Origin of the sequence: Streptomyces sp. ML-6, from assembly GCF_030116705.1 — a bacterium.
Classification (GTDB): Bacteria; Actinomycetota; Actinomycetes; order Streptomycetales; family Streptomycetaceae; genus Streptomyces.
The window spans coordinates 7,268,506-7,291,880 of the sequence record NZ_JAOTIK010000001.1; the positions used below are offsets into that span (position 1 = coordinate 7,268,506).

23 protein-coding genes are annotated in these 23,375 nt (G+C 71.6%); 14 read left to right on the forward strand and 9 right to left on the reverse strand.

All coding sequences use genetic code 11. From position 1 onward, the window contains the following. The first annotated feature begins 4 nt into the window (after positions 1 to 4). From OCT49_RS31890 to OCT49_RS31920, 7 genes are all read left to right on the forward strand, one after another. Complete coding sequence (locus tag OCT49_RS31890) at positions 5 to 994, forward strand: aldo/keto reductase (RefSeq protein ID WP_283856007.1); 990 nt, start codon at positions 5 to 7, stop codon at positions 992 to 994. A 1-nt stretch (position 995) separates the two neighbouring features. After that, positions 996 to 1,307 (forward strand): L-rhamnose mutarotase, encoded by a 312-nt coding sequence (locus tag OCT49_RS31895; RefSeq protein WP_283855259.1) that lies wholly within the window; start codon positions 996 to 998, stop codon positions 1,305 to 1,307. 2 nt (positions 1,308 to 1,309) lie between these two features. Further along, positions 1,310 to 2,164: an amidohydrolase family protein gene (locus OCT49_RS31900; protein WP_283855260.1), complete on the forward strand. Its 855-nt coding sequence runs from the start codon at positions 1,310 to 1,312 to the stop codon at positions 2,162 to 2,164. A gap of 46 nt (positions 2,165 to 2,210) precedes the next feature. After that, positions 2,211 to 2,963: a LytR/AlgR family response regulator transcription factor gene (locus tag OCT49_RS31905; protein ID WP_283855261.1), complete on the forward strand. Its 753-nt coding sequence runs from the start codon at positions 2,211 to 2,213 to the stop codon at positions 2,961 to 2,963. Positions 2,964 to 3,027: 64 nt separating this feature from the next. Further along, positions 3,028 to 3,390 (forward strand): hypothetical protein, encoded by a 363-nt coding sequence (locus tag OCT49_RS31910; protein ID WP_283855262.1) that lies wholly within the window; start codon positions 3,028 to 3,030, stop codon positions 3,388 to 3,390. After that, positions 3,387 to 4,868 carry a sodium/solute symporter gene (locus OCT49_RS31915; RefSeq protein ID WP_283855263.1) on the forward strand — a complete coding sequence of 494 codons (1,482 nt, stop codon included), beginning with the start codon at positions 3,387 to 3,389 and terminating at the stop codon, positions 4,866 to 4,868. Before OCT49_RS31910 ends, OCT49_RS31915 begins: the two co-directional genes overlap by 4 nt. A gap of 16 nt (positions 4,869 to 4,884) precedes the next feature. Next, entirely contained in the window at positions 4,885 to 6,114 is a 1,230-nt protein-coding gene (locus OCT49_RS31920) for a sensor histidine kinase (protein WP_283855264.1), read from the forward strand. Between the two features lie 16 nt (positions 6,115 to 6,130). On the opposite strand, the gene OCT49_RS31925 is transcribed toward OCT49_RS31920, so the two are convergent. Next, positions 6,131 to 6,652, reverse strand: coding sequence for a hypothetical protein (locus OCT49_RS31925; protein WP_283855265.1), 522 nt, complete (start codon positions 6,650 to 6,652; stop codon positions 6,131 to 6,133). A gap of 125 nt (positions 6,653 to 6,777) precedes the next feature. Between OCT49_RS31925 and OCT49_RS31930 the strand changes: the two genes are divergently transcribed. Continuing rightward, positions 6,778 to 6,975, forward strand: a complete 198-nt coding sequence (locus OCT49_RS31930) for a zf-HC2 domain-containing protein (protein ID WP_283855266.1) — start codon at positions 6,778 to 6,780, stop codon at positions 6,973 to 6,975. Here the strand turns inward: OCT49_RS31930 and OCT49_RS31935 are convergent. The 3 genes from OCT49_RS31935 to OCT49_RS31945 form a co-directional block, all read right to left on the reverse strand. Next, on the reverse strand, positions 6,909 to 7,475 hold the full coding sequence (locus OCT49_RS31935; protein WP_283855267.1) for a sigma-70 family RNA polymerase sigma factor: 567 nt from the start codon (positions 7,473 to 7,475) through the stop codon (positions 6,909 to 6,911). The two genes, OCT49_RS31930 and OCT49_RS31935, sit on opposite strands and share 67 nt — an antisense overlap. A gap of 253 nt (positions 7,476 to 7,728) precedes the next feature. After that, entirely contained in the window at positions 7,729 to 9,177 is a 1,449-nt protein-coding gene (locus tag OCT49_RS31940; protein ID WP_283855268.1) for an amino acid permease, read from the reverse strand. Between the two features lie 109 nt (positions 9,178 to 9,286). Beyond that, entirely contained in the window at positions 9,287 to 9,748 is a 462-nt protein-coding gene (locus tag OCT49_RS31945; RefSeq protein WP_283855269.1) for a universal stress protein, read from the reverse strand. A 156-nt stretch (positions 9,749 to 9,904) separates the two neighbouring features. On the opposite strand from OCT49_RS31945, the gene OCT49_RS31950 reads away from it, so the two are divergent. Then, positions 9,905 to 10,747: a polysaccharide deacetylase family protein gene (locus OCT49_RS31950; RefSeq protein ID WP_283855270.1), complete on the forward strand. Its 843-nt coding sequence runs from the start codon at positions 9,905 to 9,907 to the stop codon at positions 10,745 to 10,747. A gap of 99 nt (positions 10,748 to 10,846) precedes the next feature. Here OCT49_RS31950 and OCT49_RS31955 read toward each other — a convergent pair whose 3' ends face one another. From OCT49_RS31955 to OCT49_RS31965, 3 genes are all read right to left on the reverse strand, one after another. Beyond that, the gene (locus tag OCT49_RS31955; RefSeq protein WP_283855271.1) at positions 10,847 to 11,374 is read right to left on the reverse strand and encodes a hypothetical protein; all 528 of its coding nucleotides are present in this window, start codon (positions 11,372 to 11,374) and stop codon (positions 10,847 to 10,849) included. Positions 11,375 to 11,535: 161 nt separating this feature from the next. Next, positions 11,536 to 12,306 carry a bestrophin-like domain gene (locus OCT49_RS31960; protein WP_283855272.1) on the reverse strand — a complete coding sequence of 257 codons (771 nt, stop codon included), beginning with the start codon at positions 12,304 to 12,306 and terminating at the stop codon, positions 11,536 to 11,538. 16 nt (positions 12,307 to 12,322) lie between these two features. After that, positions 12,323 to 12,454 (reverse strand): hypothetical protein, encoded by a 132-nt coding sequence (locus tag OCT49_RS31965; protein ID WP_283855273.1) that lies wholly within the window; start codon positions 12,452 to 12,454, stop codon positions 12,323 to 12,325. A gap of 1,392 nt (positions 12,455 to 13,846) precedes the next feature. Here OCT49_RS31965 and OCT49_RS31970 point away from each other — a divergent pair. Further along, positions 13,847 to 14,665, forward strand: coding sequence for an SAM-dependent methyltransferase (locus OCT49_RS31970; RefSeq protein ID WP_283855274.1), 819 nt, complete (start codon positions 13,847 to 13,849; stop codon positions 14,663 to 14,665). Then, positions 14,662 to 16,836 (forward strand): putative bifunctional diguanylate cyclase/phosphodiesterase, encoded by a 2,175-nt coding sequence (locus OCT49_RS31975; RefSeq protein ID WP_283855275.1) that lies wholly within the window; start codon positions 14,662 to 14,664, stop codon positions 16,834 to 16,836. The genes OCT49_RS31970 and OCT49_RS31975 overlap by 4 nt, the downstream gene beginning before the upstream one ends. 67 nt (positions 16,837 to 16,903) lie before the next feature. Here the strand turns inward: OCT49_RS31975 and OCT49_RS31980 are convergent, their stop codons facing one another. Then, a complete protein-coding gene (locus OCT49_RS31980; RefSeq protein ID WP_283855276.1) occupies positions 16,904 to 17,794 on the reverse strand; it encodes a LysR family transcriptional regulator in 891 nt (296 codons plus the stop codon). A 96-nt stretch (positions 17,795 to 17,890) separates the two neighbouring features. Here OCT49_RS31980 and OCT49_RS31985 point away from each other — a divergent pair, with 96 nt between their 5' ends. The 3 genes from OCT49_RS31985 to OCT49_RS31995 are packed head-to-tail and all read left to right on the forward strand — an operon-like array spanning position 17,891 to position 21,292. Then, positions 17,891 to 18,598 (forward strand): succinate dehydrogenase, encoded by a 708-nt coding sequence (locus OCT49_RS31985; RefSeq protein ID WP_283855277.1) that lies wholly within the window; start codon positions 17,891 to 17,893, stop codon positions 18,596 to 18,598. A gap of 1 nt (position 18,599) precedes the next feature. Further along, positions 18,600 to 20,549: a fumarate reductase/succinate dehydrogenase flavoprotein subunit gene (locus OCT49_RS31990; RefSeq protein ID WP_283855278.1), complete on the forward strand. Its 1,950-nt coding sequence runs from the start codon at positions 18,600 to 18,602 to the stop codon at positions 20,547 to 20,549. Beyond that, positions 20,546 to 21,292 carry a succinate dehydrogenase/fumarate reductase iron-sulfur subunit gene (locus OCT49_RS31995; protein WP_072488934.1) on the forward strand — a complete coding sequence of 249 codons (747 nt, stop codon included), beginning with the start codon at positions 20,546 to 20,548 and terminating at the stop codon, positions 21,290 to 21,292. Before OCT49_RS31990 ends, OCT49_RS31995 begins: the two co-directional genes overlap by 4 nt. 156 nt (positions 21,293 to 21,448) lie before the next feature. Here the strand turns inward: OCT49_RS31995 and OCT49_RS32000 are convergent, their stop codons facing one another. Continuing rightward, on the reverse strand, positions 21,449 to 23,212 hold the full coding sequence (locus OCT49_RS32000; RefSeq protein ID WP_283855279.1) for a glycosyl hydrolase family 18 protein: 1,764 nt from the start codon (positions 23,210 to 23,212) through the stop codon (positions 21,449 to 21,451). Positions 23,213 to 23,375: the final 163 nt, after the last annotated feature.

Below are 23,375 nucleotides of genomic sequence, written 5' to 3' on the forward strand. Positions count from 1 at the left end.
AGGCATGCGGCGCAACAGGCTGGGCAACAGCGCGGTCGAGATCACCGAACTGTCCTTCGGGGCGGCCGCCATCGGCAATCTCTTCACCGCGGTCGACCCCGAACGGGCCGCCGCCGCCGTCGACGCCGCCTGGGACGAGGGCGTCCGCTACTTCGACACCGCCCCGCACTACGGACTCGGCCTCTCCGAACGGCGGCTGGGCGAGGCCCTGCGCGACCGGCCCCGCGACGCGTTCGTGCTGTCCACGAAGGTGGGACGGGTGCTCGACCCGCTGCCCCCGGACGCCGTCGCGAAGGCCGCGGGCGACGGCCTCTCCGAGGGCTTCGCCGTCCCCGCCACCCACCGCCGCCGCTGGGACTTCAGCGCCGGCGGCGTACGCCGCAGCATCGAGGACAGCCTGGAACGGCTCGGCCTCGACCGCATCGACATCGTGTACCTGCACGACCCCGACGACCACGCCGGGCCCGCCTTCCGCGAGGCGTACCCGGAGCTGGAGAGGCTGCGCGCGCAGGGGCTCGTCGGCGCCATCGGTGCCGGGATGAACCAGACGGAGATGCTGACCCGGTTCCTGCGCGACACCGACGTCGACGTGGTGCTCTGCGCCGGGCGCCACACCCTCCTCGACCAGTCCGCCCTGACCGAACTGCTGCCCGAGGCGGCCGCCCGGGGCCGAGGCGTGGTCGTCGGCGGGGTCTTCAACTCCGGGCTGCTCGCCGACCCGCGCCCCGGCGCCACGTACGACTACACGGCCGCGCCCCAGGCCCTCCTGGACCGGGCGCTGCGCCTCAGGGCCGTCACCGAGAACCACGGCGTCCCGCTGCGGGCCGCCGCCCTCCACTACCCGCTCGCCCACCCGGCCGTCGCCGGAGTGCTCGTCGGCACCCGCTCCCCGGACGAGGTGCGCGACGCCGCCGCCCTGCTCCGGCGCGAGGTCCCGGACGGACTCTGGGACGAACTGCGCGCCGAGGGCCTGCTGACCGAGAACGGACACTGACATGAGAATCGCCCTGCACACCAAGGTCCGCGCCGACCGCATCGAGGAGTACGAGGCCGCGCACCGCGAGGTCCCCGCGGAGCTGACCGACGCGATCCGCGCGGCGGGTGCCACCTCCTGGACGATCTGGCGCAGCGGCACCGACCTCTTCCACGTCATCGACTGCGAGGACTACGCCGCCCTCCTCGCCCGGCTGGAGAAGCTCCCCGTCAACGTCGCCTGGCAGGCCCGGATGGACCAGCTCCTCGACGTCGCGCACAACTACTCCTCGGACGGCGCGCAGGCCGGCCTCCCCGTGGCCTGGGAGCTCTGACCATGACCGGCCGGGAAGGGATCGTCGACGCCCACCACCACGTGTGGGACCTGTCGGTGCGCGACCAGGACTGGATCACCGGCGACGAACTCGCCCCGCTCCGGCGTAACTTCACCCTCGCCGACCTGGAGCCCGAGGCGCGCGCCGCCGGGGTGCGGGCCACCGTCCTCGTCCAGACCGTCACCGTCCCCGAGGAGACGCCCGAGTTCCTGGCCCTCGCCCACGGCAGCGACCTCGTCGCGGGCGTCGTCGGCTGGTGCGACCTCACGGCCCCGGACGTCGCCGACACCCTGGCCGCGCTGCGCGAACTGCCCGGCGGCGACCGGCTCGTCGGCATCCGCCACCAGGTCCAGGGCGAACCCGACCCCGACTGGCTGCTGCGCCCCGACGTACGGCGCGGACTGCGCGCCGTCGCCGACGCCGGACTCGTCTACGACCTCGTCGTCCGGGCCCCCCAGTTGCCCGCGACCGTCCGGGCCGCGACCCTGCTGCCCGAGCTGACCTTCGTGCTCGACCACGCGGGCAAACCGCCCGTCGCCACCGGTGCGCTGCGCCCCTGGGCCGACGACCTGCGGGCCCTCGCCGCCCGTCCCAACACCGTGTGCAAACTCTCCGGCCTGGTCACCGAGGCCGACGTGCGCTCCTGGACCGTGAGCGACCTGCGCCCCTACACAGACACCGTCCTCGACGCCTTCGGCCCCGACCGGCTGATGTTCGGCTCGGACTGGCCCGTGTGCCGGCTCGCGGCGACGTACCAGGAGGTCGTCGACACGGCCCGCACCCTGATCGGCGACCTCGGCGAGGACGAACGCGTCCGCGTCCTCGCCACCACGGCCGAACGCGTCTACGGCCTCTGAACGAGTGTTCAACGGCTCCTCCGGTGGTCGGTCTACACTCCGGCCCATGCTGCGCGTACTGGCCGTCGACGACGAAGAACCAGCCCTGGAAGAACTCCTTTACCTGCTGCGCGCCGATCCCCGCGTCCGCAGCGCGGAGGGGGCCACCGGGGCCACCGAGGCGCTGCGCCGCATCGGCAGCGCCGTCGAGGCGGGCCCGGACCACCCGGCGGCCATCGACGTGGTGTTCCTGGACATCCACATGGCGGGCCTCACCGGCCTCGACGTCGCCCAGCTGCTGGCCGGCTTCGCGGCACCGCCCCTCATCGTCTTCGTCACCGCGCACGAGGGATTCGCCGTCCAGGCGTTCGACCTGAAGGCCGTCGACTACGTCCTCAAGCCCGTGCGCCGCGAACGCCTGGCCGAGGCGGTGCGCCGGGTGGCCGAACAGGTCGGCGACCGTTCCGCGCCCGTCCTCGACACCGCGGGCGACCAGATACCGGTGGAACTCGGGGGAGTGATCCGGTTCGTCCCGATCGACGACATCGCCTACGCCGAGGCCCAGGGCGACTACGCCCGGCTGCACACCGCGACCGGCAGCCACCTGGTCCGCGTCCCCCTCACCACCCTGGAGGAGCGCTGGCGCTCGCGCGGCTTCGTCCGCATCCACCGCCGCCACCTCGTCGCGCTGAGCCGGATCGACGAGCTCCGGCTGGACGCGGGCAGCATGAGCGTGCGCATCGGCGCCGCGGAGCTCGCCGTCAGCCGCCGCCACACCCGCGCGCTGCGCGATCTGCTGATGCGCCGCACCGGCCGCTGACCAGGCCCTACCGGGAATCGTTCCCCTTCCCACGAAGGACCGGGGCTGCGTACACTCCGGGCCCATGTCCGCAGAGCCCACACCCCGGCGCGAAGTGGTGACGGGGGAGCCCCGACGGGTGCGCCCGCTGCCGCGCTACCGCACCCAGTCGGAGATCGACGAGCAGACCGCGCTCGGCGGCGCGTACGTCCGTTCCCTGGTGCGCAGCCAACTGCGCGCCGGACTCACCGCGTTCGGCGTCCTCGCCGTGGTCGTCGGGACGCTGCCGCTGGTCTTCGAGGCCCTGCACAGTTCCGCACTCGTCTGGGCCGTCCTCGGATTCGCCGCCTATCCGCCGCTCGTCCTGATCGCCCGGTGGTACGTGCGCCGGGCCGAGCGCAACGAACACGACTTCGCCCGGCTCGTGGAAGGCCGCTCCGCGCAGTGAGCCGTACGTACGCGGTGGCGGCCGTCGCCGTCGTCGTCCTCGCCACCGTCCTCGTCGGCGGCTTCGGACTCCGGATCTCCCGGACCACCTCCGACTTCTACGTCGCCTCACGCACCGTACGGCCCCGCCTCAACGCCGCCGCCATCAGCGGCGAGTACCTCTCCGCCGCCTCCTTCCTCGGCATCGCGGGACTGGTCCTCGTGCACGGCCCGGACATGCTCTGGTACCCGGTCGGCTACACCGCCGGCTACCTGGTGCTGCTGGTCTTCGTCGCCGCGCCGCTGCGCCGCTCGGGGGCGTACACCCTGCCCGACTTCGCCGAGGGGAGACTGGAATCGCGCCAGGTGCGCAGACTGGTGAGCGTCTTCGTGGTCGCGGCGGGCTGGCTCTACCTCGTACCGCAGCTCCAGGGCGCCGGGCTGACGCTGAAGATCCTCACCGGGGCGCCCGGCTGGCTCGGCGACGTGCTCGTGGCGGCGGTCGTCGTCCTCGCCGTCGCCGCGGGCGGCATGCGGTCCATCACCTTCGTACAGGTCTTCCAGTACTGGCTGAAACTGACCGCCCTCCTCGTCCCCGCGATCTTCCTGGTCCTCGCCTGGCAGGGCGACGGGCGGCCCCGCGCCGCCTTCGACGAACAGCTCTCCGTCTTCCGCGCCGAACACCCGATGTACGCCACGTACGGGCTGATCATCGCGACGTTCCTGGGCACCATGGGCCTGCCGCACGTCGTCGTCCGCTTCTACACCAGCCCCAACGGCCGCGACGCCCGCCGCACGACGGTTGTCGTCCTCGCCCTCATCGGCGTGTTCTACCTGCTGCCCCCGGTCTACGGCGCCCTGGGCAGGCTGTACGCCCCCGAGCTGATCCGGGGCGGGGACGCGGACGCGGCCGTGCTGCTGCTGCCCGGCCGGGTCATCGGCGGCCTCGGCGGGGACCTGCTCGGCGCACTGGTCGCGGGCGGCGCCTTCGCCGCGTTCCTGTCGACCGCGTCCGGCCTCACGATGGCCGTCGCCGGGGTCATCACGCAGGACGTGCTCCCCTCGCGCGGGGTCCGGCACTTCCGGCTCGCCACCGTGCTCGCCATGTGCGTTCCGCTGGCCGGTTCGCTGCTGGTCAGCCGGGTGCCGGTGGCCGACTCGGTGGCGATGGCGTTCGCCGTCTCGGCGTCCTCCTTCTGCCCGCTGCTGATCCTCGGCATCTGGTGGCGGCGGCTCACCCCGCCCGGCGCGATCGCCGGACTGCTGCTCGGCGGCGGCTCCGCGTTCCTGGCCGTCACCATCACCGTCAGCGGCGCGGTGCGCCCGCCGGGCTGGGCCCACGCCCTGCTCGCCTGGCCCGCCGTCTGGTCGGTGCCGGTCGGCTTCCTCGCGATGGTCCTGGTCTCCCTGGCCACGCCCGGCCGCATCCCTCCCGGCACCAACGCCGCCATGACCCGCTTCCACCTCCCGGAGACACTGGCCTCCGGCAGGCACCGATGACCCCCGGGGGACCCCGATGACCGGCGCCGCCCACGCGGTACTCGTCCTGCTCGTGCTCCTGCTGCTCACAGCGGCCTTCCTGCTCGGCCGCCGCACCGCCCGGCCCGTCCGCACCAGCGACGTCGGCACCCCCGTCGAGCACGCCACCTTCGAGACCCTGCACACCGCCTCGCTCGCCGCGCCGCCGCTGCGCGCCGGACTCACCGGGGAGAGCGCCCGCAAGGCCGCCCGCGGGCTGCGCTCGCTGCTGGGCACCGACGCGCTCTGCCTCACCGACCGCGACCGGGTGCTGGTCTGGGACGGCGCGGGCGAGCACCACGGCCGGCACGTCATGGACCAGGTGCGCGACCTCCTCGACAGCGGCCGGGACACCGCCTTCGCCAGCGACTGCGACGACCTGGACTGCCCGCTGCGCTGGGCCGTGGCCGTACCGCTCACCGTCGACCACCGGGTGCTCGGCACCCTCGTCGCCTACGCCCCGCGCGAGTCCGCGGTACTGGCCAGGGCCGCCGGGGAGGTGGCCCGCTGGGTCTGCGTACAGCTGGAACTCGCCGAACTGGACCGCTCCCGCACCCAGCTCATCGAGGCCGAGATCAGGGCGCTGCGGGCCCAGATCTCCCCGCACTTCATCTTCAACTCACTGGCCGCCATCGCCTCGTTCGTCCGCACCGACCCGGAACGGGCCCGCGAACTCCTGCTGGAATTCGCCGACTTCACCCGTTACTCGTTCCGCAGCCACGGCGACTTCACCACCCTCGCCGACGAGCTCCACTCCATCGACCAGTACCTGGCGCTGGTACGGGCCCGCTTCGGCGAACGGCTCGCGGTCACCCTCCAGATCGCCCCCGAAGTGCTGCCCGTCGCCCTGCCCTTCCTCTGCCTCCAGCCGCTGGTCGAGAACGCCGTCAAGCACGGCCTCGAAGGATCGGCCGCCCCGCCCCGCCCGCTCGGCACCGGCCGCACGGAGGAGACCCCGACCCACATCACCATCAGCGCCTTCGACGCCGGTTCCGAGGCCGAGGTCGTCATCGAGGACGACGGCGCCGGCATGGACCCGCGGCGGCTGCGCCAGATCCTGCGCGGCGAGGGCGGCCCCTCCACCGGCATCGGACTGCTCAACGTCGACGAGCGGCTGCGCCAGGTCTACGGGGACGACTACGGGCTCGTCATCGAGACGGGCGTCGGCGCCGGGATGAAGATCACGGTGCGGCTGCCGAAGTACCGTGCCGGCGTGCACGGTTCCTGACCGGCGGACGGAGCGCTCAGTGCAACTGGATCGCCAGATGTCCCAGCGGCAGACCCAACTGCCAGGCCGGTGTCCACACCTGGACGGCCTCCTCCGCGTCCGCCCCGTCGCCCAGCGGCCCCCGGGCCCGCGGACCGATCGCGTCCAGATCGGCCGCCAGCAGCTCGGTCTCCTCCAGCCACCGCCAGGCCGCACGGGCCAGTGCCAGATCGGGGCTTCCGCCCTCCGCCCCGGGACCGGGGTCCCCGCCGAGCGCGTCGAGCCGTTCGCGGACCCAGCCGCGCCAGGCGACCCCGTACGCCGTCAGCAGCCGCAGCTCGTCCAGCCGGGCCGCGGGCAGTTCACCGGCCACCACCATGTCGTCGCGGAGGAAGACGGTGAGCGCGAGCGCGTCCCGCCCCGCGCGGTACTCCAGTGTGGACGGCTCCATCAGATCACCGGTCCGCAGTATCCCGTCGGCGAGGTACTCGGCGTACATCCAGGCCATCGGGATCAGCAGCCCGCCCCCCTGGGTTCCGTCCTGACGTTCCGGGCACATCCCGTCTCGCCTCTTTCCGTTCTCGCCACCGGGCTCCACGCAGCATTGAACCGGGGGAGCGCGCCCCGCGTGGCCAGAAGGGCAGGATCCGTCCCGACCGGGTCCGCACACGACACGAGGATGCGATGAGCGCCGATCCCGGGAAGGACCCGCACGTGCGGCAGTTGCTCGGTGCCTATGTTCTCGACGCGCTCACGGCCGGCGAGGCCCGTGAGGTCTGCCGCCACCTGCAGACCTGCGACGGCTGCGCCGCCGACTACGTGCAGGTCGCGGAGGCCGTCCCGCTGCTCGCCCTGCTCGCCGAGGAGGAGCTGCTGGAGTAGCCCGGAAGACTGCGGGCGAGCCGGCGCAGCGCGTAGTAGGACCGGGACTTGACCGTGCCCGGCGGAATGCCGAGCGCCTGGGCCGTCTCGTTCACGGTGAGCCCGCGGAAGTACATCTGGACGAGGACCTCGCGGTGGTCCGGGCTCAGGGCGCGCACCGCCTCGCGCACGTCGAGGGCCGAGACCGTGGCCTCGGCGGTGTCCTCCCCGTCCGCGGCCGTCTCCAGCACCACGTCGCCGACCTCGGCCGGGCGGGCCTGCCGGGACCGGCGCGCGTCGATCGCGAGCCGCCGCGCCACGGTGAAGAGCCAGGGCCGCATCGACGCGTACGGGGCGTCGAACGCCTCCGGATGCTGCCAGGCGCGCACCAGCGTCTCCTGGAGCAGGTCCTCGGCCCGCTGCCGGTCGCCGAAGGTCAGCCCCAGCAGGAAGCGGAAGAGCGCGGCACCGTGCTCCCGCTGGAGGTCCGCGAGGGTCCGCTCGTCCGTCGTGGTGGTCATCGTGAACGCCCTTCCCGCCGAGGCACTGCCGCTTCGCTGCCGACGGGCGTATACGAACGCATCGGGGCGCCGAGGAACAGGCGGTGGGCCCCGCCGTGCGACGAGCGGTCGCACAGTGCGGCGAATGGTGCGGTGAACGGTCGGGCGGTGCGATGTGTGTACGGGCGACGGGCCCGGAGCACCGGCGGCGCGCCCCGGCCGCCCGTGGCCCGGGCCCGTCGGCGGACGCCGCCACGGGGAGCCGGGGCCGCGCTCAGGACTTCTTCGTCCCCGGGCCCGTCCCGGTCGTCCTCGCCATCTCCGACTTCCGGTAGGAGTAGCCGAAGTAGATGACCAGCCCGACCAGGAACCACACCGCGAACCGCGCCCAGGTCTGCCACTGGAGGAAGGTGATCAGCCAGATCGAGAACACCACACCGAGGGCCGGGACGAACGGCATCCCGGGGGTGCGGAACGTACGCGGCAGGTCGGGCTGCTTGTAACGCAGCACGATCACGGCGATGCACACCACCACGAACGCCAGCAGGATGCCGATGTTGGTCAGCTCGGCGGCCTCGCCGATCGGCAGGAACCCGGCGATCGCCGCCGAGGCCACCCCGACGATCCAGGTCACCCGGGTCGGGACGTGCCGGGTGGGGTGGGTCTTGGCGAACCACTTCGGCAGCAGCCCGTCCCGGCTCATCGAGAACCAGACCCGGGTCACCCCGAGCATGAAGGTGAACATGACGGTCAGGATCCCGATGATGGCGCCCACCGCGATCACGTCGGCGAGCCCGCTGAGGCCCACCGCCTTGAAGGCCGTGGAGAAACCGGACTCCGGGTCGATGTCCTCGTAGCTCTGCATCCCCGTCAGCACCAGGCACGCCGCCACGTAGAGGGCCATGGAGATGGCCAGGGAGTACAGGATCGCCTTCGGCATGTGGCGCTGGGCGTCCTTGGACTCCTCGGCGGCCGTCGACATGGCGTCGTAGCCGAAGACCGCGAAGAACACCGTGGCCGCGCCCGTGAAGGCACCGCTCACCCCGAACGGGAAGAAGGGGTGGTAGTTGGCGGTGTTGATGTGGAAGACGCCCACGCCGATGACCAGCAGGACCACCAGGACCTTCAGGACCACCACGACCGTCTCGAAGCGGGCCGCGTTCCTGATGCCGAGGGTCAGCAGGTACGCGACCAGCAGACAGAGCAGCGCGGCGAACAGGTCCACCTTGTGGCCGTCGCCGGTGCCGGGCGCGCCCAGCATCCACTTCGGCACGTCCAGCCCCAGCTCCCCGAGCAGGAAGCTGAAGTAGCCGGAGATGCCGATCGCGACCACCGCCACGATCGCGGTGTACTCCAGCAGCAGGTCCCAGCCGATGAACCAGCCCACCAGCTCGCCGAGCACCGCGTACCCGTAGGTGTACGCGGACCCGGCCTTCGGGATCAGCCCCGCGAACTCCGCGTAGCTGAACGCGGCGGCCGCGCTCGCCACGCCCGCGATGAGGAACGAGATCAGGACGGCGGGACCGGCGGTGCCGTTGGCCACGGTGCCGGCGAGGGTGAAGATGCCCGCCCCGATGATGCCGCCCACACCGATCGCGGTGAGCTGCCACAGCCCGAGCGTTCTGGTGAGCTGAGCGGTGGCCTCCCCTGCGGGGCTCCGTTCGTCGATCTGCTCGATCGGCTTGCGACGCAGTACGCCCTCGCCCACCCGGAGCCTTGCCATGAGTCACCTCTTCGCTGACGGCCGTCGCTGACGGGCGCTCATGATGACTCAGCCGGAGCCGCTGCGGAAGAAGGCGTGCCGTTTGGCGGAAGGAAGGATTCCGCAGAGGTCAGGGGACCACCGTGACGGGCCAACGACCCGCTTTCACCAGCCGGATCGCCACCGATCCGACGAACCGGTGCCCGGCCGATTCCGACGCGCCCACCACGACGGCGTCCGCCTTCAACTCGTCCGCCGCGGTCACGAGTCCGTTGTAGGGGTCGCCGCGGAAGGTGTGGAACTCCCAGCGCACGTTCCACACGTCCTTCAGCCGCCGGGCCGCCTCCCGGATCTCGTTCACCAGCTCCTCCGCGACCTCGCCGGTCGTGTCGGCGATCGGCGCCCCGAGTGCCGCCCCGGCGGGCAGCACGGGCTGTACGTGGACCAGGACGAGCATGGCTCCCTGGCGGCGGGCCAGACCTGCCGCGTAGGCCGCGGCACGCATGGAGGAATCGGACCCGTCGATGCCGGCGACGATCACTTTCGGGCCGTCCGTGCCACGTTCGAACTCATGAGGCTGCGGTTCTGTCACGGCAGTGAGGTTATCCGCTGCCGTGGACCGTCCTCCGGACCGGCCCGGTCCGAAGCTGCCGCCTGCCCCACCGCCGATCCCTCCATCGGGTGCAAAAACCTCCACCACCGGAGACGCCGACCGGGACACGCCCGCCCGCCGTGCGAGCAGTTGGTCATGAAGAATGATCAGAGCTTTCCGGGACGCAGGGCGTTGCTGCGCCTGGCCGCCGGACTCGGCACGGCCGCCGCCGTGCGCATGATCGCCGCGGACCCGGCCGGGGCGCCGCTCCGGGACCCCGCACCGGCCCGGGCCGGAGCGGCCGGACCCCCGTCGGCCGTCCGGACCCGGCCCGCCTCGTACCGGCTCCGGCCCATGACCGCGGGTGCTCCGCCCCGCTTCCGGCCCGCGGCGCCCCCGGTCCGCACCCGGCCCTTCGAGGAACTGCCCGGGATCGGGCACGCCATGGTCCTCAGCTTCGACGACGGCCCGGACCCGCAATACACCCCGCCCATCCTCTCCACCCTGCGCGAGTACGACGTCCGCGCGATGTTCTTCGTCTGCGGCGAGATGGCCCATGACAACCAGGACCTGGTGCGGGCCATCGCCGAGGACGGCCACACCATCGGCAACCACTCCTGGACCCACCCCCTGGTCACCGGACTCTCCCGGGCGGGCGTCCTCGACGAACTCGGCCCCACCAGCGAGGTGATCGAGCGGCTCACCGGCACCGCGCCGCTCTGGTACCGGGCGCCGTACGGGGCGTGGAACCGCAACTCCTTCGAGATCGGCGCCGCCCTGGGAATGGAGCCCCTGGCGTGGACCGTGGACACCCTGGACTGGACCGAACCCGGCACCGGCACCATCGTCCGCCGGGTCCGGGAGGGGGCGGCGCCCGGCGTCGTCGTGCTCTCCCACGACGCGGGAGGCGATCGTTCGCAGAGCGTGGCGGCGCTGCGCCGGTACCTCCCCGAACTGCTCGACGCCGGCTATCGGATCACGGTGCCGCAGCGTCGCTGAACACGTTCCGGTCCCGGGTTCCGGTCCTGGCCCGGGTACGCCCGTCGCCCCGGCTCCCGGTGCACGGGATCCGGGGCGACGGGCGTACCTCCCCTGCCGTCAGCGCGGGCGGCCTTCCCCGCGCCGGCGCGCCATGTGGACGGCGCCGGTGGTCGCGGCCACCGCCAGCACCGTTCCGGCGACGAGCTCCGCGGTGCTCGGACCGCCGCCGCCGAGGCCGCCCCGGACACCGGCCGGGGCGACCGCGGATCCGGTCGTCGGCGCGCGGGAGGCCGCGGCGACCGTGAGACGGACCTTCGCCGTGGTGCCGGGCGGCGCGCCGCAGACGAACGTCACCTCGTGGGAGGCGCCGGGCTCCGCGTCCCGGTCGACCGTGGCCGCCGCGGAACCACCTGCGGGAATGGTGACGGTGTCGAAAACACCCGATCCGGCCGTTGCGGTTGCAGAGCACCCCCGGGCCGCCAGGGTGACCTGGCCTCCCGGCGCGATCACCGACGGGGTGACGGTGTATCCGGTCGCGGAGGACGCGCCTCCCGACGACGCCACGGACGCGAACGCGGCCGGAGCGGTCAGGGCGAGGGCGGCGGCGCCGAACAGTGCGACGGGTGCGACACGTATGGAACGCATGGATGAATCCTCCGGATCCCCGAGGAGCACGTGCGGAACGGATTTCCACAAAGCGTCAGAAATGCGCCTCGACCCGCCAAACGCTAGGAGTCGTGCATTCCGCTCGCGATCGGGGTACGCCGCCCGGGGCACCGGTTTCGCCCGAGCGGCGCACCCCCGTGTCACCGCCCGCCCGCGGCTTCCGGGAACAGATCGAGGAACGGCGCGGTGGTGGCCGAGAGACCCCGCCCGAAGGGGGTGTCGAAATCCCAGATCAGGAAGAGCAGAAAGGCGATCAGAACACTGAAGAAACCGGCCAGAAGAAGTTCACGGAAACTTCTGCGGATCTGCAACGTGAAGATCATTCCAACCGTCACCAAAGCCCCGATGACCAGGCCGAACCAGACCACGCCCGGCATGGTCGCCCCCGCGCTCTGCCCGCGTGCGCTGCGCGCGTCGTCGGCCGCGGCGACCTCGTCGACCAGCGGCTGGTACGCCTGCCCCTCGTGGTCGTTCGCCGGCCGGTACTGGGTGACATCGGTGCGCACCCGGTCGAGGAGCCGGGTGCCTTCGGTGGTGAGCGTGCCGTGCTCGCTCATCGACTGCCACTCGTCGTGCACGACATGGCGTACGTAGGCGTCGACATCGGCGCGGATGCGGGCGCGCACCTCGGCCGGGTAGACGGCGGAGCGGGCCTTCACCTCGTGCAGCGCCTGGGCCTCCTGGCGCACGTACTCCTGGGCGGCGCCGCGGCCCTCCCAGACGCCCGCGATGGCGAGGCCCAGCACGATCGCGTAGACCACGCCGATCATCATCGTCATGTACTCGATGACGTCGGGGGTCTCGGACGGGTCGTCGTCCTCCCCGACCCGGCGGTTGTTGAGCACGGCGATGGTCAGGACGACGGCACTCGCCGCGACCATGGCGAGGGTGAGAACAAGCCATTCCGACATGAGACTTCTCCGGAGGTCAGCGGGAGCGGGGACGCAGGACGGCGACGGCGAACACCGCGGGCGCCGTGATCAGCAGGGTGAGGGTGACCAGGGAGGCGCCGCGCCGGGGGACCTTGCGCGGTGGCTTGCGGTAGGTGGGGAGCGCCACGGGACGGGACGAGAGGGGTGCGGGACGTGCGGAGGGCGAGGCCGCGGGGGAGGAGGGGGCGGGCGGGAGGACGGGGGACGGTGTCACTGGCTCCGGTTCCGGTCGTGGTGATGCGGACGGCGCGGGTGGGGCGGGCCGCGGAGTGGGTGGGGGAGAAGGTGGGGGCGGGGGCTCGGGAGAGGGCGGTGGGGGGCGCGGTGTCGGTGGTGGGGGCGGCTCGGTCGCCGGACCCGGCCGGCAGGGGCCGGTACCCGACACGACAACCGGTGAACTCCCGTCGTTCTCACCGATGTAGGCGTACGCGCAGCTGTCCGCCGCGGCCGGTAACGGGGTGCTCAGCAGCCACAGCAGTGCGACGGCCGCGGCGAGCCGTCCTATGAGTGATCCGTACACGACGGCGAGCATGATCCGGCCGATCGCGGGACACGCGGGGAAAGCATCGGGTTCGCCTGATGGTGGGACATCGGACGGCCCGTGTTCGAGCCCGGGAGAAGCCTTTTGGGCGCGTCGTACGACGTGAGAGGCGGTGTCCGGGTGCCGTGCCGGACCGGCGGAGACGCGCGGGACAACTGGGCTCACACGTACGGAAGTTGACGTGAACAGCCGAGGAGCGTTCCGTTCACGCCGCCCCCGCCCACCCTGCGGTCGGTGTGAGGACGGGCGGTGGAACCGGCCTCGCGGCGCTGCGGACAGGCTGCGGAACCAGGTCTTCCGGCGGCGGGGCGGGAGGTGGAAGCGGGCCTTCCGGTGGTGTGGAAGGCCGGGCCCGGACCGGGTGGATTGCTAAGGCGATCGAGCGAAGGCGCCTGGCCGGGCCGTCCGGCCGGAGAGGGGCGGATACGAGGCCCCGGGGGACGGCTCCCGCGTGCGGATCCGTTTTGGTGCCAGGCGCCGGATGATCGACGATTTCGCGCAGGCTCCCGGCCCACCGGTCAAATCGCGCTCGCGGAAAGGATGTTGCCCCCACGGCGAGGAATAGCCGTCACATCACCACCGACAAAGGATTCGTCACCCGTGACGGGTCCGGTGAACCACGGTGCGGACCGATGCCCGCCAAGTGGTCCGTACCTTTTCCGGCGGGGCGAAACCGGAGGGCGGTGACGGGAAACCGGGACGGCAATGGCGTTGGTTCCGCGGGTACATGTTACGGGGTGCTCCCCGGTGCCGGCGCGGCGGGTTCCTCCCGTGAGGGGCAAAGCCTTCCCGGAAGGGCCGTTCGTCGCCGAATGTCACACGTAGCGACTGATCGGTTGCACATGCCACTGGTGTGTGACCAATAACGGACGGCTAATTTCCGTTTTCACTCGCTCTCTTGGCGGACGATCAGTAGCCTCTGGTCAACACTGACCATGAACATGGCCGGATCGCCGTAGCGACTTGTTGGAGACATCGATGGAGCGTCCCGCCTGGGCACCGCGAGGCATAGACATCACGGTGCCGAGCGTGTCCCGCATGTACGACTTCTATCTGGGCGGATCGCACAATTTCGAGGTGGACCGGGAAGCGGCGCGCAAGGCCATGGAGTTCATGCCGGGACTCCCCAAGATCATGCAGGCGAATCGCGCCTTCATGCGCAGAGCAGTGCATTACGCGGTCGGCGAGGGCATCAGTCAGTTTCTGGACATCGGTTCCGGAATACCGACCTTCGGCAATGTCCACGAAATCGCCCAGGCCGCCGACCCCGCGGCCCGGGTGGCGTACGTCGACCACGACCCGGTCGCGGTCGCACACAGCAAGGCCGTGCTGGAGGGGAACGACCGGGCGGTGATCGCCGCCGCGGACCTGCGCCGCCCCCAGGAGATCGTGAAGAACCCGGAGATCTCCGGACTGCTCGACCTGGACCGCCCGGTGGCCCTGCTGCTCGTCGCCGTGCTCCACTTCCTCGAGGACGCCGACGAACCGCAGGCCGCGGTCGCCGAGCTGCGCGAGGCACTCGCCCCCGGCAGCCTCGTCGTCATCACCCACGCCTCGTACGAGGGCATCCCGCTCACCCGGGAGGAAGCGGGCGGCATGGTCGGGGTCTACGAGAACATTCGCAACCCCCTCGTCATGCGGTCCCGCGACGAGGTCATGCGCTTCTTCGAGGGGTACGAGATGGTGGAGCCCGGACTCGTGTCGATGCCGCACTGGCGGCCGGAGACCCCGGTGGTGGCGGAGCAAGAGGATCCGTATGCCTTCTCGGGCTTCGCCGGCGTGGGACGCAAGGCGTGAGCATTCCCGCCCAGTCGTCCGGAGTGCCGGACGCGGAGCCCGACGGGCCCGAGAGCCGGCTCCGAAGATTCGCCACCATCTGGAGCCGGGCCATCTTCCCCTCGACGGCCACCTCCCTGACGCGCACGGAGTTCGAGCAGCATCTGCTGCCGCTGGCCCGCAGGCTCAGCGACATCCTGCACGAGCGGCCCTTCGACGCGGCCCCCGCGGGCGAGGTGGGCGCCGCCCTCGTCGCCGTGCACTGCACGGACCCCGACGCGCTCAGCAGCACGCTCGGCGTCATCGACTCGTACCTGGTGCTGTACTGCGGCGGCAACGGCCCCACGGCGCTGTCCACCGAGGACGCCAGGGCCCGCTGCGCGCGGATGCAGCACATCCTGGCCGGCGGCTTCACCGAGGCGCTGCGCCAGCGCACCCTCGCCGAACAGGAGGCCATCGCGCGCTCGGCGCTCGCCGCCCGCTCCGACGCCGAACAGGCGCTGCACGCCACGGAGGCGCGGTTCCGGGCCGTCTTCAAGGACGCGGCCGTCGGCATCGGCATCGCCGACCTGGACGGCAACGTGCTGGAGATCAACGACACCCTCACCCGGATGTTCGGCGGCCTCGACCACCACGTGCGCAGCCACAAGCTCAACGAGTGGGTCCACCCAGAGGACTCGCCGCACGTCTGGAAGTACTACGACGAGCTGGTGCGCGGCGAACGCGAGCACTACCGGGTCGAGAAGCCGTACTACCGCAACGACGGCACGGTGCTGTGGACCAACCTGACGGTCTCGCTGCTGCGCGACGCCGAGGGGAAGCCGCAGTACCAGCTGGCGCTGATGGAGGACACCACGGAACGCAGGCTGCTGAACCTGCGGCTGCGGTACGAGGCCACCCATGACGCGCTCACCGGACTGCCCAACCGGACGCTGTTCTTCGAACGGCTGGAGAAGGCTCTCTGTGCCGACGACGGCAGCCGTTTCGGTCTGTGCTACCTCGACCTGGACGGCTTCAAGGCGATCAACGACAGCCTCGGGCACGCGTCCGGCGACCGGCTGCTGGTCGAGGTGGCCGACCGGCTGCAGAGCTGCGCGACCGCGCCCGGCGAGATGGTCGCCCGGCTCGGCGGCGACGAGTTCGTGGCCCTGACCACCGGCCCCGACACCGAGAAGGAGGTCACCGAACTGGCCTGCCGCATCCTCAACGCGCTCGGCGCCCCCATCCGGCTCGAAGGCCGCGAGCTGACCGTGCGCGGCTCCATCGGCGTCGTCGAGGGCCCGGCGGGCGAACGCGGCGCCGCCGAGGTGCTGCGCAGCGCCGACATCACGATGTACCGGGCCAAGGGGGCGGGCGGCAACCGGTTCGAGTTCGCCGACGCGGAGGCGGACGCCCGCGCCATCACGCGGCACGGGCTGACCACCGCGCTGCCCGCCGCACTGGAGCGCGGCGAGTTCTTCATCGAGTACCAGCCGCTCGTGCACCTCGGCGACGGCACGGTGCACGGCGCGGAAGCACTGGTGCGCTGGTGCCATCCGCAGCACGGGGTGCTCGGCCCGGACCGGTTCATCCCGCTCGCCGAGCACACCGGCCTGATCGTGCCGCTGGGCCGCTGGGTGCTGGAGGAGTCCGTCCGGCAGGCCAACTTCTGGCAGGAGCGGCACACCGACGGCGGACCGCTGCGCATCAACGTCAACCTCTCACCGACCCAGCTGCACCACCCGCGACTGGTCGCCGAGACCGTCGACGTGCTGGAGCGGTCGGGGCTCGAACCCGGCGCGCTGTGCCTGGAGGTCACCGAGTCCGCGCTCATCGGCGCGGACGACGACCTGCTCAAGCCACTGCGGCAACTGGCCGAGATGGGCGTCGACATAGCGCTCGACGACTTCGGCACCGGCTACTCGAACCTGGCGAACCTGCGCCGGCTCCCGGTGAGCGTGCTCAAGCTGGACCGTTCCTTCACGATGGGCATGCAGCAGCACCCGGCGGACCCGGTCGACCTGAAGATCGTCGAGGGGATCGTCTCGCTGGCGCACAGCCTGGACCTCGCCGTCACGGTGGAGGGGGTGGAGACCGGGGCCCAGGCCGAACAGCTGCGCAAGCTGGGATGCGACACGGCCCAGGGCTGGTACTACGCCCGGCCGGGCGCCCCCGACCGGATCCACTCCCTGCTGCTGGCCGACGCGGTGTGAGACCCGGGGGCTCTCCGCGGCCGGCCGCCCCGGCCGCGGGGAGCCCGTCGGCCGCGGCGGGTCCGGGTCAGTCCTTCCGGGTGGCGAGCAGCACCCGCTGGAGTTCGCGCGCCGCACGCGGCGGGGCCACGTCGCTGCGGTGCGCGAGCGCGATGGTGCGCCGCAGGCCGGGGCGGGCCAGCGGGGTGGTCCGCAGCTCGTGCCCGAACCGCCCGGCGACCATGCTGGGCACCACCGCGATGCCGAGCCCGGCCCGGACGAAACCGAGCACCGCGTCCATCTCGCCGCCCTCCACCGTGAACGACGGCTCGAAACCCTCCGCCCGGCAGGCGGCGACCGTCAGCTCCCGCAGGTCGTAGCCGTGCCGGAACATCACCAGGGGCTCCCCCTGGAGGTCGGCGATCCGCACGCTCCCGCCCCGGCCGGGCCGCGGCCCCCGGGCCGACGACACCACGACCAGGTCCTCCTGTAGCAGCTCGACCGTGGTGAGCACGGGGGAGGCCGCGGGCAGCGGCAGGACCACCAGGGCGAGATCCAGCGCGCCGCGCGCCAGCCCCCGCACGAGGTCGAGCGAACCGCCCTCCTCCAGCAGCAACCGGATCCCCGGATGGCGGTCGTGGAAGGCGCGCAGCACGTCGGGGAGCAGGCCCGTGCAGAGGCTGGGCGTGGCCCCCAGCCGCACCCGGCCCCGGCGCAGCTGCGCCAGCTCCTGCACCTCGTGGCGGGCGGTGTCGGCGTCCGCGAGGATCCGGCGGGCCAGCGGCAGCAGCGCCTCGCCCGCGTCGGTGAGCGTGATGTTGCCCCGGGCCCGGCTGAACAGCTCCGCCCCCAGCTCGTTCTCCAACGCCCTGATCTGCTGGGAGAGCGAGGGCTGCGAGACGTGCACCGCCTCGGCGGCACGGGTGAAGTGCCGGGTCTCGGCCACGGCGACGAAGTACGTCAGCTGCTGGAACTGCATGCGCTCACCTCCGTCACCCACGATAGCCCTAGTCTATGAAGATGAGCTATTCCATGTCTTGGACTGATGGGGTCGTTCGGCCCTAGCGTCGTGTTCATGGCATTGGCAACGCGGACGGACCGACGGCCGTCCATGACGCGCACGATCTGGGACTCGTCCGTCGGCAAGAAGACGGTCATGGCCGTGAGCGGCCTGGTCATGCTCCTCTACCTGGTCGCCCACATGCTCGGCAACCTGAAGATCTTCTTCGGGGCCGGCGAGTTCAACCACTACGCGCACTGGCTGCGGACCCTGGGCGAGCCCTTCCTGCACTACGAGTGGGCCCTGTGGCTCCTCCGCGTCGTGCTGGTCGCCGCCGTGGTGCTGCACGCCGTCTCCGCGTACCAGCTGAGCCGCCGCGACATCCGGGCGCGCCCCGCCAAGTACGTGCACCGCAGGCCGCGCGCAGGCTATGCCACCCGCACCATGCGCTGGGGCGGGATCATCCTCGGCCTGTTCATCGTCTGGCACATCCTCGACCTGACGACGGGCACCGTGCACCCCGGCGGCTTCCAGCCCGGACACCCCTACCAGAACGTCGTCGACACCTTCTCCACCTGGTACGGCAACGTGGTCTACATCGCCGCCGTCCTCGCCCTCGGGTTCCACGTCCGGCACGGCTTCTGGAGCGCCGCCCAGACCCTCGGCGCGGGCAACGCGACCCGGGACCGGGCCCTCAAGGCCCTGGCCGACGCCCTCGCGCTGGTACTCACGCTGGGCTTCATCTCCGTACCCGTCGCCGTCATGACCGGAGTCGTGAGCTGACATGACCGACTACACGCACTACGAGACGGGCGCGCCCCTCGTCGACACCAAGGCCCCCGCCGGCCCCGTCGCCGAACGCTGGGACACCCGCCGCTTCCAGGCCAAGCTGGTCAACCCGGCCAACCGCCGCAAGCACACCGTCATCGTCGTCGGCACCGGCCTGGCCGGTGGATCGGCCGGCGCGACCCTGGCCGAACAGGGCTACCACGTCGTCCAGTTCTGCTTCCAGGACTCGCCCCGACGCGCCCACTCCGTCGCCGCCCAGGGCGGCATCAACGCCGCGAAGAACTACCGCAACGACGGCGACTCCATCCACCGCCTCTTCTACGACACGGTCAAGGGCGGCGACTTCCGCGCCCGCGAGTCCAACGTCCACCGGCTCGCCCAGATCTCCGTCGAGATCATCGACCAGTGCGTCGCCCAGGGCGTCCCCTTCGCCCGTGAGTACGGCGGCCTCCTCGACAACCGGTCCTTCGGCGGCGTCCAGGTCTCCCGCACCTTCTACGCCCGCGGCCAGACCGGACAGCAGCTGCTCCTCGGCGCCTACCAGGCGCTGTCGAGGCAGATCGCCGCCGGCAACGTCGAACTGCACGCCCGCACCGAGATGCTCGACCTGGTCGTCGTCGACGGAAAGGCCCGCGGCATCGTCGCCCGCGACCTGGTCACCGGGAAGATCGACACCTACTTCGCCGACGCGGTCGTCCTGGCCAGCGGCGGCTACGGCAACGTCTTCTACCTGTCGACGAACGCCATGAACTCCAACGCCACCGCCGTCTGGCGGGCCCACCGCAGGGGCGCCTGGTTCGCCAACCCCTGTTTCACCCAGATCCACCCCACCTGCATCCCGCGCACCGGCGACCACCAGTCCAAGCTGACGCTGATGAGCGAGTCGCTGCGCAACGACGGCCGGATCTGGGTTCCCAAGGCCAAGGGCGACACCCGCCCCGCCAACGAGATCCCCGAGGACGAGCGCGACTACTACCTGGAGCGCATCTACCCCTCCTTCGGCAACCTCGTGCCCCGGGACATCGCTTCCCGCGCCGCGAAGAACGTCTGCGACGAGGGCCGCGGCGTCGGCCCCGGCGGCCAGGGCGTCTACCTGGACTTCGCCGAGGCCATCGCACGCATGGGCCGGGACAAGGTCGAGGAGAAGTACGGCAACCTCTTCGACATGTACGAGCGGATCACCGCGGAGAACCCGTACGAGACCCCGATGCGGATCTACCCCGCCGTGCACTACACGATGGGCGGGCTCTGGGTCGACTACGACCTCCAGACCACCATCCCCGGCCTCTTCGCGATCGGCGAGGCCAACTTCTCCGACCACGGCGCCAACCGCCTCGGCGCCTCCGCGCTGATGCAGGGCCTCGCCGACGGCTACTTCGTCCTGCCGTCGACCATCAACGACTACCTGGCCCGCAATCCGCACCGCGACGAGGTCGACGCCTCCCACCCGGCCGTGCAGGAGGCCGTAGCCGACACCGAGGACCGGCTCAACCTGCTGCTCTCCATCGACGGCGACCGCACCCCCGACTCCTTTCACCGCGAGATCGGCGAACTCATGTGGGAGTACTGCGGAATGGCCCGCACCGAGGAGGGACTGCGCACCGCGCTGGAGCGCATCCCGAAGATCCGCGAGGAGTTCTGGCGCCGCATCAAGGTCCCCGGCACCGGCGAGGAGTTCAACCAGTCCCTGGAGAAGGCCAACCGCATCGTCGACTACCTGGAACTGGCCGAGCTCATGTGCCTCGACGCACTGCACCGCGCCGAGTCCTGCGGCGGCCACTTCCGCGAGGAGTCGCAGACCCCGGACGGCGAGGCCGCCCGCCGGGACGAGGAGTTCTCCTACGCCGCCGCCTGGGAGTTCTCCGGCACCGGCGAGGCCCCCGTCCTGCACAAGGAAGACCTCGTCTTCGAGTACGTCCACCCCACCCAGCGGAGCTACGCATGAAGCTCACCCTGCGCGTCTGGCGCCAGAAGAACGCCGACGCCCCCGGCGCCATGTCCACTTACGAGGTGGACGGCATCTCGCAGGACATGTCGTTCCTGGAAATGCTCGACACCCTCAACGAGGAACTCATCCTCGCCGGCGACGACCCGGTCGCCTTCGACCACGACTGCCGCGAGGGCATCTGCGGAGCCTGCAGCCTCGTCATCAACGGCGACGCCCACGGACCCGAGCGCACCACCACCTGCCAGCTCCACATGCGTTCCTTCGAGGACGGCGACACGATCGACATCGAACCGTGGCGCGCCTCCGCCTTCCCGGTCGTCAAGGACCTGGTCGTGGACCGCTCGGCCTTCGACCGGATCATCCAGGCGGGCGGCTACATCTCCGCCCCGACCGGCACCGCCCCCGAGGCCCACGCCACACCGGTGCCCAAGCCGGACGCCGACTTCGCCTTCGAGCACGCCGAGTGCATCGGCTGCGGAGCCTGCGTCGCCGCCTGCCCCAACGGCTCGGCGATGCTCTTCACCTCGGCGAAGATCAACCACCTCAACGTGCTGCCGCAGGGCGCGCCGGAGCGTGAGACCCGGGTCCTCGACATGGTCGGCCAGATGGACAGCGAGGGCTTCGGCGGCTGCACCCTCACCGGGGAGTGCGCCACGGCCTGCCCGAAGGGCATCCCGCTGCCCTCGATCTCGGCCATGAACAAGGAGTGGCTGCGGGCGACCCGCAAGGTGCGCCGCTGACCGGCGCGGACCACGGATTCCCGGTCCCGGGGGCCGCCCGCCCCCGGGACCGGGACGTCGCGTCCGGAACGGACCAGGACGCCCGGGAACGGATGATCAGGACCTCACTGATCGGATCAGGGCGTCTCGGAGCGCATCAGGACGTCACTGATCGGATCAGGAGGTCACGGAGAGGTCGTCCGCGTATACCGTTCCCTGCCCGTACCAGCCGTGCAGATAGACGGTCACCGCCCCGGTCGAACCGGTGGTGAAGGTCACCGACTGCTTCGCGTAACCGCTCGACGAACCCCAGACGTCGGCCGAGGCATCGCCCCGCACCCCGAGGTAGCCGTAGCCGCCCTGCATCCAACCGCTCAGCGTGTACGCGGTGTTCGGGGCCAGGGACAGCTCCTGCGTGCACTCGCCCGTCTGCGTGGCGGTGGCCGCGACGGCCAGCGCGTGCGCACCGCCGTGCACCGGCGTGGAGACGACCGCGCCGCCCGGCTGGCAGTTCCAGGGGCCCGGCGCACCCGACTCGAAGTCCCCGTTCACCAGGGAACCGGTGCCGCCGCCCGGCCCCGACACCGTCAGGGTGAGCACCGCCGAGTGGCTGAGCGTCCCCGAGGCGCCCGTCACCGTGAGCCGGTACGTTCCCGGCGCGGCCGACTCCGCGGCGGACACCGTCAGTTCCGACGTGCCCCCGGCCGTGACCGAGGCCGGGGCGAGCGTCGCCGTCACACCGGCGGGCGCCCCGTCCACCGTCAGCTCCACGGTCCTGGCACTGCCGGAGGTCACCGCGGTTCTCACCTCCGCCGTGGTGGAGCCGCCCGGCGCGACCGAGGCCGAGGCGGGCGCGACGGCCACCGAGTAGTCGTCCGTCACCGGACCGGAGCCTCTGGTGAAGGGCGCGAAGGTGTGGCTGAAGTACCAGGTGTCCTGGGGGATGCCGGAACAGGTGTCGTTGCCGCCGGTGCCGGGGCAGCCCCCGTTGTCGCGCTGGAGCGCCCAGAACGACAGGGTGCTGACGCCCTTGGCGACGGCCCAGTCGTAGACCACCGGGGCGTCGGCCGTGGTGAACGTCTCGGCGGGGCCGTAGTCGTCGATCCCCGGCATCTCGATGATCCCGGTCATGCCCCACAGCTGCGCGTCGGTCCTCGACGGGTACAGATCGGCGAGCTGGTCCTTGAGACCGCTGATCGCCGTCTTGGTGTCCTGCGCCATGTTGTGCGGGGCGCCGTCGTAGTAGTCGAACGTCATCAGGTTCACGACGTCGACCTTCGTGCCGTTGGCCACGGCGTTCTCCAGCACCGCCAGACCGCTGTCGGCGAGGCCGCTCGTGGTGGTGGGCAGGGTGTAGGAGATCTGCAACGGGCGGCCGTTGGCCGCGGCCCAGTCCTGCACCTTCTTGATCGCCTTGTTGCGGCGGTCGATCCCGGCGCTGTTCTCCAGCGAGTTGTCCTCGATGTCCATGTCGAGACGGGACACGTCGTAGGTCGTGATGACCTTCTGGTACGCCGCGGCGATCGAGTCGACGCTCGTACAGCTGTCGGCGATCTCGGTGCCGCCGTTGTCGGCGGTGTAGCCGCCGAACGACGGGATCACATCACCGCCGCGCGACCGCATGGTGGTGAAGTCGGCGCCGAAGACGGACTGGGCGATGGGGGTGCTCGCATCGCCGTTCCAGTAGGGGGTGCAGGAACCACGGGCCTCCGTCTGGATGAAGGCCATGGTCAGGTACTTGGCACCGGACGCCTGCGAGAGCGCGGCCGGGCTGTCGCCGTTCCACGACTCGAAGTACGGGGCGAAGACATGGGCCGGCAGGGGAGTGGCGGCGGTCGCGGCGGCCTGCGCGCCGGTTCCCGATCCGAGGACCAGGCCGGCGGACGCGACGGTCGTCGCCAAAACACTCAGGACTGCGCCGAGTGCTCTTGGACGTCTCATGGGGTGCTCCCAGCGGGGTGAGGCAACGGGCGGATCGCACGGCTCTGCCGCGCCCGGTGCGGGGGCGCGGCCCGTTCCTGTGAATCCCGGCCGGGGTCACATGCCGCACGGCGAGCAACGGCCGTGAGGCATGCCCATGATTGGTCTGGACCAGCTCGTGGTC